The sequence below is a fragment of the Bacillus cereus group sp. MYBKT111-2 genome (genome assembly GCF_051915205.1).
Taxonomy (GTDB): domain Bacteria; phylum Bacillota; class Bacilli; order Bacillales; family Bacillaceae_G; genus Bacillus_A; species Bacillus_A paranthracis.
The window spans coordinates 138759-149024 of record NZ_JBQAEG010000011.1 but is presented as its reverse complement, the minus strand read 5'-3'; the positions used below and the strand labels follow the sequence as shown (position 1 = coordinate 149024).

Sequence of the window (10266 nt, the reverse complement as noted above, 5' to 3'; positions counted from 1 at the left end):
GCAGGTTCAAATCCTGTCCCCGCAACCAAATGGTCCCGTGGTGTAGTGGTTAACATGCCTGCCTGTCACGCAGGAGATCGCCGGTTCGACCCCGGTCGGGACCGCCATTTTAATAAGGCTCGGTAGCTCAGTCGGTAGAGCAGAGGACTGAAAATCCTCGTGTCGGCGGTTCGATTCCGTCCCGAGCCACCATTTACTTTAATAAAATACGCCGGCTTAGCTCAATTGGTAGAGCAACTGACTTGTAATCAGTAGGTTGGGGGTTCAAGTCCTCTAGCCGGCACCATGTAAGTTTCGGAGGGGTAGCGAAGTGGCTAAACGCGGCGGACTGTAAATCCGCTCCTTCGGGTTCGGCAGTTCGAATCTGCCCCCCTCCACCATTTACATAGGGGCATAGTTTAAAGGTAGAACTGAGGTCTCCAAAACCTCCAGTGTGGGTTCGATTCCTACTGCCCCTGCCAAATATATTTACACAACATGGCGGTTGTGGCGAAGTGGTTAACGCACCGGATTGTGGCTCCGGCATTCGTGGGTTCGATTCCCATCAGTCGCCCCATTTTTATTTTAAAAATTATAAATAATCTAATGGATGCTTACATATAATTAAGTAAGAATTCGATGGGCTATAGCCAAGCGGTAAGGCAACGGACTTTGACTCCGTCATGCGCTGGTTCGAATCCAGCTAGCCCAGCCATTTTTGCGGAAGTAGTTCAGTGGTAGAATACAACCTTGCCAAGGTTGGGGTCGCGGGTTCGAATCCCGTCTTCCGCTCCAGTAAAATTTTATATGGCGGCATAGCCAAGTGGTAAGGCAGAGGTCTGCAAAACCTTTATCACCGGTTCAAATCCGGTTGCCGCCTTTTCTTTTGTGCCGATGTGGCGGAATTGGCAGACGCGCACGACTCAAAATCGTGTTCCTTCGGGAGTGTCGGTTCGACCCCGACCATCGGTATCACGAACGGCGTAATAAAAAGACTCTACACCAAATGTGTAGAGTCTTTTTATATTTTCATCACACTACAAAATAAGCATAAATAGTGTGTTGGTGAAATGGTAGAATTTTTTTGCTAAATTATGTTATATGATTCTAAAATTCGTAATAAACGTAGCAATTCATGTATAATATAACTTGTCGAAAGAACAAAATGATAGTGATTTATATTATGTCTGTAATATGAATCAAAAATGAACTTTTTATATTTCTTTAAAAAATGTGTTGAACACACATGATATTTCATATTAATATTTTTATGTAGATTTAAAACCGGAAAGAGAGTGGAAAGTATGGGTCGTAAATGGAATAATATTAAAGATAAAAAAGCATCAAAAGATGCAAATACTAGCCGTATATACGCGAAATTTGGACGTGAAATTTATGTAGCGGCAAAACAAGGCGAGCCAGATCCGGAATCAAACCAAGCGCTTAGAGTGGTATTAGAACGTGCGAAAACATACAATGTTCCAAGAACAATTATCGATCGTGCAGTTGAAAAAGCAAAAGGTGGTTCAGAAGAAAATTATGACGAGCTTCGTTATGAAGGGTTTGGACCAAATGGAGCTATGGTAATTGTAGATACACTTACAAACAACGTAAACCGTACTGCAGCTGATGTACGAGCTGCATTTAGCAAAAACAGTGGTAACATGGGTGTAAACGGTTCTGTAGCTTACATGTTTGATGCGACAGCTGTTATCGGCCTTGAAGGGAAAACATCAGATGAAGTTCTTGAGATTTTAATGGAAGCAGATGTGGATGCACGTGACATTCTTGAAGAAGAAGATGCTGTTATCGTGTATGCGGAACCTGATCAATTCCATGCAGTACAATCTGCACTTAAAGATGCGGGTGTTGAAGAATTCACAGTTGCAGAATTAACAATGCTTGCACAAAATGATGTAGAACTTCCTGAAGATGCTCAAGTACAATTTGAAAAAATGGTTGATGCATTAGAAGATTTAGAAGATGTACAACAAGTTTACCACAACGTAGACTTAGGAGAATAATACGATAGAAGTCCCTGTTCGTTTAACGAATAGGGGCTTTTTTATGAATATAATTAAGGTGAGGAATTAGTAAAGGTATTTTGGTGTAGACAGGGAATATGCTTATAGGGATATATGAAATATTCATTATTTCTAGGAGGCGTAATATGGAACATAAAACACCAAAGCATATTGTTGCTGTAGCAGGTTATTTAACAAATGAAAAAGAGGAAGTGTTATTAGCTAAAGTACATTGGCGATCGGATACATGGGAGTTACCAGGAGGACAGGTAGAAGAAGGAGAAGCGCTCGATCAAGCAGTTTGTAGGGAAATAAAAGAGGAAACAGGATTAACGGTGAAGCCTATCGGTATTACAGGAGTTTATTATAATGCTTCCATGAACATTCTAGCTGTCGTTTTTAAAGTGGCATATGTGAGCGGTGAAATAAAAATTCAACCTGAAGAAATACAAGAGGCTAAATTTGTTGCTTTAAATGAAGAGAACATAGATGAGTATATAACGCGTCCTCATATGAAATCCAGAACGCTTGATGCGATGAGAGCAACACATTTTATTCCGTATGAAACGTGGGAAGTGCAGCCGTATAACTTAATAGGAAGATTGTAAAGAAAAGAGTAGTCGATTTGAGACATAATCAAATCACTACTCTTTTTTGTATACTGTTTAAGAAAAAGGTCAAAATAATAATAGCGTTAGTATTGATTTAAAGAACGTTTGTTCTGTATAATATATGATATATTATGTACATTTAGATTACTAGATACTCAAAATTATATATATTTGTAGATGATATAATGAAAATAGAGCACTTTAATAGAGAAAGTATAATAGCCTTAAGGTGTAACCTGTTATGGGTTTAATATAATCTATATTCAATATTTCAGATGAATAGTAGATAAAAAAGGACTGTGATACAATACTTTTTTATCCCGCTATTTGCCGGGCAGCCAGATTGGTGGGGTCTGATGAAAGTTTCAATTTATACCTTACAATGATGTAAGGTACATGTAAGAGAAATCGATGGGATATTTTTTTACGACAAGGTATTCTTAAAGTAAGAGTTATACGCTGTGTGGAAAAGAGGTGTTCAAGATGAAAGAACGAGTATTATCTAGGGTGAACTACCATCAAAAAGTTGCATTAAATCCAATGACTAAGTTTTTTTATAAAGCCATTATTTTATTATTATTGTTAAGTTTTACGTTATTATTCATTGGAAATGTAATGATCGAGCAAAGTGATATTAGTAAATTGCATGTACCAGCTAAGTTAGAGGTGCCAGAATCATTAACACATGCATTTATTGCGACAGAAGATAAAAGGTTTTATCATCATAACGGTTTAGATTATATAGCAATTGTCAGAGCGTCTGTTGAGAATATAAAAGCTGGTGGTGTTGTGCAAGGTGGAAGTACAATTACACAACAGTTATCCAAAAATGCTTTTTTAACGAATGAACGTACATTTTCTCGTAAGTGGAAAGAGATTTTCTATACGAAAAAAATTGAACGTACATTTACGAAGGATGAAATTTTAAAATTGTATGTAAGTAATATTTATTACGGAGAAGGAGCATGGGGAATTGAAAAAGCAGCAAACCTATACTTCGGTAAAAAGGTAAGCCAATTAACGTTGGCTGAAAGTGCAATGATGGCTGCTGTAGTAAAGGCACCTGCTTATTACTCACCTGCACAAAATTATGATAAGGCCGTAGAGAGACGAAATGTCGTTTTGAGATTGATGGAGAAAGAAGGCTATATCAATCATGATGAGTATGTGCAAGCAGTTAGTGAGAAGTTAGTCATTCGGCATGATATAAAAACAGAGCAGTCAATGTTAAATAGTGCTCGTGAAAAAGCAGTAAGCTAAAGGAAGTTCCTACATAGGAGCTTCTTTTTTTGAATAAATTGTGACAAATTGTGACACAATATCGTCACAATTGTTGTATTTTTGTAATTTATGTGAGCGTGTTCATTGCGTGACAGATATAAGTATTGATATTATGTGTATTGTGTACAATGCTGTATACAGAATATGAAATTAAAGAGGAATGTATATGAAATCATCGAACAAACTCATGGCTCTTGGTATAGTTTTTTCCATTGCAGTATTGATTGTGATCGGAACGATTGCGTATAGCATCATAAATGACAAAAAAGATAAAGGGAATGAGATGTTTGCTTATTCCACACAACAATCTTTAGGGAAAGATGATGCTCCGGTTAAGGTAGTTGAATTTGGAGACTTCAAATGTCCCGCTTGTCGTACTTGGGATGTAACAGTATTGCCACGATTAAAAGAAGAGTATATTGATAAAGGTAAAGTGCAGTTATACTTTATTAATTTTCCGTTTATTGGGAAAGACTCTGATTTAGGTGCAGCAGCTGGTGAAGCAATTTATAAACAAGATAAAGATTCATTCTGGACTTTCTATGATGAGATTTATCAAAGTCAAAAGAAAGATACGGAAGAATGGATTACAGAAGAATTACTTCTTAACATTGTGAAAGAGAAGCTTCCGAAAGTTGATGTAGATCAATTTAAGAAAGATTTACACAGTAAAGAAATAAAAGAAAAAGTACGTAAAGATTCAGATCGTGCTCAAAAATTAAAAGTTCAAGGTGCTCCTTCAGTATATATAAACGGAAATCTTGCAAACCCTGATTTCGATAGTATGAAGAAGGCGATTGATAAAGAATTGAAAAAGTGATGAGCTACTCATCACTTTTTCGACTTTTTTCGATAAAATTCTTGCTTCCGCTTTTTTTACATGCTATACTACTTTACATAAGTTATTCTAATATCTTATATGTATTTCATATTTGCGGGTGTAGTTTAGTGGTAAAACAAGAGCCTTCCAAGCTCTGGTCGAGAGTTCGATTCTCTTCACCCGCTCCAAATTTTATTAAATGTTTTTCTATAAATTGTGATCAACGCAGTGTTTCGTTTCCGAGATAAACGAGGCATTGCGTTTTTTAATGTTTGGAAAACGTAATTGTATGCGAAAATAGAAGTAAAGAATAGTATTCCGAAAGTGAATTGCTAACTAATAGATCGTTACATAAAGGATGGATTCATCTGAGGAGGCGATTAGGAATGGATTTTGAACAATTAAAGCAAGATGTTATTGCGTATAGTAAAACGATTGGTATAGATAAAATAGGCTTTGCTAGTGCTTCACCATTTGAAGAATTAAAGCAGCGGTTAATCCAGCAGCAACAATTAAATTATCAATCTGGATTTGAAGAGCCTGATATAGAAAAGAGAACGAACCCACAGCTTCTATTACCTGGTGCAAAATCAATTATTGCGATTGCATTAGCGTATCCTTCAAAATTAAAAAATGCACCATTAAGTAAACGCGGAGAACGCCGCGGGATTTTTTGTCGTGCCTCTTGGGGACAAGATTATCATCTCGTTTTACGAGATCGTTTGCAAAAATTAGAAGCATATTTAATTGAAAAACTTCCAGATATAGAAGTTAAGTCCATGGTTGATACAGGTGAATTAAGTGATCGAGCTGTTTCGGAGCGCGCCGGTATTGGATGGAGTGGTAAGAATTGCTCTATTATTACACCAGAATTTGGTTCGTATGTATATTTAGGAGAAATGATTACAAATGTTCCATTCCCACCAGACCAGCCGATAGAAGATCAATGCGGAAGCTGTACAAAATGTATTGATATTTGTCCTACAGGTGCTTTAATACAAGGAGGACAGTTAGATTCGAAGAAATGTATTGCATTTTTAACACAGACGAAAGGATTCCTACCGGAAGAATATCGCGACAAAATAGGAAATCGTATTTATGGATGTGATACGTGTCAGACAGTTTGTCCGAAAAATAAAGGAATGGATTTTCATAATCATCCTGAGATGGAACCAGATCCTGAGTTAGTTAAGCCGTTATTAACACCGCTTTTAACAATTAGTAATCGTGATTTTAAAGAGAAATATGGAATTATGTCTGGTTCATGGAGAGGTAAAAAACCGTTGCAACGAAATGCGATTTTAGCACTTGCACATTTTAAAGAAGCATCAGCAATTCCAGATTTAATAGGTGTTATGAAAGATGATCCAAGACCAGTACTTCGCGGAACAGCAGCGTGGGCGCTTGGGAAAATTGGTGGAGACGGCGTCGGCGAAGCTATTGAAAAAGCGATGCAACGTGAGAAAGACGAAGAGGTTCTTCATGAAATGAATCGCGGACTTGAATTGTTAGCGCAGAAAAAAGAGTAGATAATATCTCCCTTTTTCATATTGTAATATGGGAGGGAGAAGAAATGGTTGTAAAAATAAATATTGAAAAGCAAGTCCAACAATTTTTAGCATATATAACAGAGAAACGAACAAATGTAGATGGTATTGCTGAAGATTTATTACAAATAGCAAAGAGAAAGAAACAATTATTTCAAAAGCGTAATGCAGAGATAGTAAAAGCAACTGCGGATGTTTCTTTTATGAGGCAATTAAATAATAGCAATCATCAAGAAATTGATTATCAAATACATTTTAAATATTTAATTAAGCATAAAGAATTATTTTATATTGAAGAGGAACAATTAAAACGAAGAGTTTGTTTAAATAATAGCCGGATAATAGGTGATTATGCTATTGAAGTGCCAGAAGCAGTTGGAATGAGTGAGACATTAGAAAGGGAAGTTACAAAAGAGAAGTACGGTTCCTATCAGTACAACCGTTTAGAGGCAGTTAAATATGCAGAGCGTTGGTGGGATGATCGAAACCCTGCATATCGTAATTTCCCTGATAATTGTACGAATTTTATTTCTCAATGTCTTCATACTGGAGAAGTACCAATGAATGGATATCCTAATATTCGTAAAGGATGGTGGCAAAGGGAGAATCAGTGGAGTTGGAGCTGGGCTGTTGCACACTCTTTTTATTGGTATTTGTCAGGTGCTACATCAGGACTTCGAGCTGAAGCTGTAGAAAGGCCAGAGGACCTTATTCTTGGTGATGTCATCGCTTATGATTTCGAGGATGATGGTAGGTGGAACCATACGACGATTGTAGTAGCAAAAGACGCAGATGGTATGCCACTTGTAAATGCACATTCAGCGAATAGCCGTCGGCGTTATTGGAACTATGAAGATTCTAGTAAATATACACCACAAATGAAATATAAATTCTTTCATATTATTAATGGGTAGAGATTTTTCGCTCAAGTGGTATAATACGTAGTAGACAAAAAACAGAGGTGAATATCGCGTGGGAGTACATGTTGTTTTATATCAACCAGAAATTCCAGCAAATACAGGGAATATTGCTCGTACTTGTGCAGCAACTGGAACAGAATTACATTTGATTAGACCGCTTGGATTTTCAACGGATGATAAAATGTTAAAGCGTGCAGGATTAGATTATTGGCAGCACGTGAAAATTACGTATTATGATTCAATTGAAGAGTTTTATGAGAAAAATAAAGACGGTGAATTCTTCTATTTAACAAAGTATGGCGAGAAAGCTCATACAGCGTTTGATTATAGCAAACGTGAGAAGGATTACTATTTTGTATTTGGAAGAGAAACGAACGGCTTACCAGCTAATGTAATCGAAGAAAATTTCGATCATTGTTTACGTATTCCAATGACTGATAAAGTGCGTTCATTAAATTTATCTAATACAGCAGCTATTTTAATTTATGAAGCATTCCGTCAACAAAATTATCCAGGATTAGATTTAGAAATTGTTTATTAAAAGTCGCCATATGGCGACTTTTTTTCTAAAAATAAAAATAATATGTAATCATACATTTAAAAAAGGATACATATTCATATAAAATGGGATATATGAATAAAAATAGATCAGACGGGTTGAGATAAATATGAAGGAACAATATAGTAATCAAAATACCTTTTTAAGTATGATAGATATGGATTTAATAAGAAGAGGATTATTACATGCTATTCAAGATTTAGTATTTATTGTTAAAGTTATTGATGATGAAACATTTACATATATTTATGTAAATAAGTTAGGTATGGATTATGCGAAGCTAAGTGAAGAATGTTATGGAAAAACTTTTGCAGAAGTATTACCGGAAGATACGGCGGAAATATTGCAAGTGCAATATGCAAAAGTAGCGAGCGAAGCGAAAGCACATACCTTTTGTGATGTAGTTAGTTTACCAACTGGTAATTTACATTATGAATCTTCACTTAATCCTGTATTTGATGAAGAAGGAGTATGTCAGTTTATTATTTGTATTACAAGGGATATCACAGCTCAAATAGAGGAGAAGATGGAGATAGAGGAAAAACAAATGCTGTTTAAGTCATTACTAGAATATAATAATGACTCCATCATATCTATAGATTCTATAGGAAGAATTACATATGCAAATCCAGCAACGTATGAAATATTTGGATACCGATTTGAAGAATTAAATAATAAGTTTATTTTTGAATTTATTAATAAAGAATATGAAAAAGATTTTCAAATTATATTTAAAGAAGCCATGCAAGGAAGGGCAAAGCAAATTGTTTCAAAGAAATATGTTCATAAAGAAGGGTACGAGCTCTATATTTCCTTGAGAACTATCCCGATTATTGTAAATGGTGAAATTGTTGGAGTATATATTGTTACAAGGGATGTTACAAAGCAAATATTAAATGAAATGAGAACGGAATATTTAGCTTATTATGATCAGCTAACAGGATTAATGAATAGAATTTCATGTACAAATAAGTTAAATGATTTTTTAAATGAGAAGGTAGCTTTTGCGTTTATCTTTATAGATTTAGATGAATTTCACCTTATTAATGATACGTTTGGTCATAAAGAAGGAGATAAAGTGTTACAAAAAGTTACAGAATGTTTAAGCAGTTTTCAAATACCCGGTATACACTTATTTAGAGAACACGATGATCAATTTGTTATGTTAATAGAAAATATAACGAAAGAACGTGTAGAGGGAGTTTCCAAAAACATACTGAAAAGGATTAGTGAACATTTTGTAATCGAAGAAGAGGACGTGTATTTAAGTGCTTCAATCGGAATTGTAATGGCTCCAACAGATGGAGAAGATGAAAAGATATTATTCCAAAGAGTTGATGCTGCTTTGGAAAAAGCAAAAGAAAAAGGAAAAGGGCATTATCATTTTTATTGCAGTGGGTTAGATTGTGAGCGTGAACAAAGATTTATAATAGAAAACCAATTACATCGTGCTATAGAAAAAAATGAATTCTTCTTATATTATCAGCCGCAAATTAATATTGAAACGAAAAAAATAGCTAGTATGGAGGCTTTAATAAGGTGGGAGAATAAAGAATTAGGATTTGTCTCTCCCAATCAATTTATTCCGCTAGCAGAAAGAACAGGATTTATTATTAAGCTTGATGAATGGGTAGTAAATGAAGTGTGTCGACAAATACGCGAATGGTTAAATAAAGGATATGAAGTTGTCCCAATTGCAGTTAATATTTCAGCCAGGCATTTTCGCTCTATTACATTAATAGAGATGATTACACGAGCTTTACATAAGTACAATGTACCAGCTCATTTATTAGCGATAGAGGTTACAGAAGGAGCCCTTATACATAAAGATATATCGAAAAGAGTATTGCTACAATTAAAAGAACAAAATTTAAAGATTCATTTAGATGATTTTGGTACAGGGTATTCATCTTTGAGTTATTTAAAAACGTATCCAATTGATACTTTGAAAATTGATCGTTCTTTTATGGAAGGTATACATGTAGATGAACGCGATACGAATATTACGGCTGCAATTATTCATCTAGCTCATACGTTGGAATTGAATGTAATTGCAGAAGGGGTAGAAAAAGCGGAACAAATACAATTTTTGAAGGAAAAGAATGTGAAGTTTGTACAAGGTTATTATTATAGCCGCCCTTTATCAAAATATGATGTGGAAAATGTGTATTATAAATAATCGATAAAAAAAGTGATGTGCTAAGAAGCACATCACTTTTTATGTGTACCGGGTTTATCATTGTAACCAGATGTAAAAATAGCTGTAAGAAATGTGAGTGATACACCTAAAATTAATAATAATTTCATACTAATATCCCTCCTATTTTTTCAGTTTACGAATCTGAAATATGAATCGAAATGTATGTAATGTTCTTGGAAGAAAAGAATTTATTTAAAGTGAATAGAGGTGTAAAAACTTTAATACCTATATTATACAGAATTTTCTTTGAATTTTGGAGAGAATTTTATAACACTACTGTATATTTCATTTTGATTTAAAGAATGTTTAAGGACATCCTAGCATA

The 10266-nt window shown here is 34.9% G+C and carries 8 protein-coding genes and 11 tRNA genes; all 19 read left to right on the top strand.

Annotated elements, in window-relative coordinates; translation table 11 throughout:
• The first annotated feature begins 31 nt into the window (after nucleotides 1–31).
• Nucleotides 32–107: transfer RNA gene (locus tag ACTFNE_RS24080), tRNA-Asp, on the top strand.
• Between the two features lie 9 nt (nucleotides 108–116).
• Nucleotides 117–192 (top strand) — tRNA-Phe (locus tag ACTFNE_RS24075).
• An 18-nt stretch (nucleotides 193–210) separates the two neighbouring features.
• Nucleotides 211–286: transfer RNA gene (locus ACTFNE_RS24070), tRNA-Thr, on the top strand.
• Nucleotides 287–296: 10 nt separating this feature from the next.
• Nucleotides 297–380: transfer RNA gene (locus ACTFNE_RS24065), tRNA-Tyr, on the top strand.
• Nucleotides 381–387: 7 nt separating this feature from the next.
• Nucleotides 388–461, top strand: a tRNA-Trp gene (locus ACTFNE_RS24060).
• Nucleotides 462–480: 19 nt separating this feature from the next.
• Nucleotides 481–556, top strand: a tRNA-His gene (locus tag ACTFNE_RS24055).
• A gap of 63 nt (nucleotides 557–619) precedes the next feature.
• Nucleotides 620–694 (top strand) — tRNA-Gln (locus tag ACTFNE_RS24050).
• 5 nt (nucleotides 695–699) lie between these two features.
• A tRNA-Gly gene (locus tag ACTFNE_RS24045) sits at nucleotides 700–774 on the top strand.
• Between the two features lie 14 nt (nucleotides 775–788).
• Nucleotides 789–859: transfer RNA gene (locus ACTFNE_RS24040), tRNA-Cys, on the top strand.
• A 10-nt stretch (nucleotides 860–869) separates the two neighbouring features.
• A tRNA-Leu gene (locus ACTFNE_RS24035) sits at nucleotides 870–951 on the top strand.
• A 332-nt stretch (nucleotides 952–1283) separates the two neighbouring features.
• Nucleotides 1284–2003: a YebC/PmpR family DNA-binding transcriptional regulator gene (locus ACTFNE_RS24030; RefSeq protein ID WP_046198952.1), complete on the top strand. Its 720-nt coding sequence runs from the start codon at nucleotides 1284–1286 to the stop codon at nucleotides 2001–2003.
• 146 nt (nucleotides 2004–2149) lie between these two features.
• Nucleotides 2150–2611: an NUDIX hydrolase gene (locus tag ACTFNE_RS24025; protein WP_046198951.1), complete on the top strand. Its 462-nt coding sequence runs from the start codon at nucleotides 2150–2152 to the stop codon at nucleotides 2609–2611.
• Nucleotides 2612–3097: 486 nt separating this feature from the next.
• The gene (locus tag ACTFNE_RS24020; RefSeq protein WP_046198950.1) at nucleotides 3098–3874 is read left to right on the top strand and encodes a transglycosylase domain-containing protein; all 777 of its coding nucleotides are present in this window, start codon (nucleotides 3098–3100) and stop codon (nucleotides 3872–3874) included.
• 187 nt (nucleotides 3875–4061) lie between these two features.
• Nucleotides 4062–4715 (top strand): DsbA family protein, encoded by a 654-nt coding sequence (locus tag ACTFNE_RS24015; protein WP_000842720.1) that lies wholly within the window; start codon nucleotides 4062–4064, stop codon nucleotides 4713–4715.
• Between the two features lie 114 nt (nucleotides 4716–4829).
• Nucleotides 4830–4903: transfer RNA gene (locus tag ACTFNE_RS24010), tRNA-Gly, on the top strand.
• A gap of 198 nt (nucleotides 4904–5101) precedes the next feature.
• A complete protein-coding gene (queG, locus tag ACTFNE_RS24005; RefSeq protein WP_000345218.1) occupies nucleotides 5102–6244 on the top strand; it encodes a tRNA epoxyqueuosine(34) reductase QueG in 1143 nt (380 codons plus the stop codon).
• A 44-nt stretch (nucleotides 6245–6288) separates the two neighbouring features.
• Nucleotides 6289–7176: an amidase domain-containing protein gene (locus ACTFNE_RS24000; RefSeq protein ID WP_046198949.1), complete on the top strand. Its 888-nt coding sequence runs from the start codon at nucleotides 6289–6291 to the stop codon at nucleotides 7174–7176.
• A 58-nt stretch (nucleotides 7177–7234) separates the two neighbouring features.
• Nucleotides 7235–7723, top strand: a complete 489-nt coding sequence (gene trmL / locus ACTFNE_RS23995; protein WP_000538147.1) for a tRNA (uridine(34)/cytosine(34)/5-carboxymethylaminomethyluridine(34)-2'-O)-methyltransferase TrmL — start codon at nucleotides 7235–7237, stop codon at nucleotides 7721–7723.
• A gap of 127 nt (nucleotides 7724–7850) precedes the next feature.
• Entirely contained in the window at nucleotides 7851–9920 is a 2070-nt protein-coding gene (locus tag ACTFNE_RS23990; RefSeq protein WP_000664307.1) for a sensor domain-containing protein, read from the top strand.
• Nucleotides 9921–10266 lie beyond the last annotated feature (346 nt).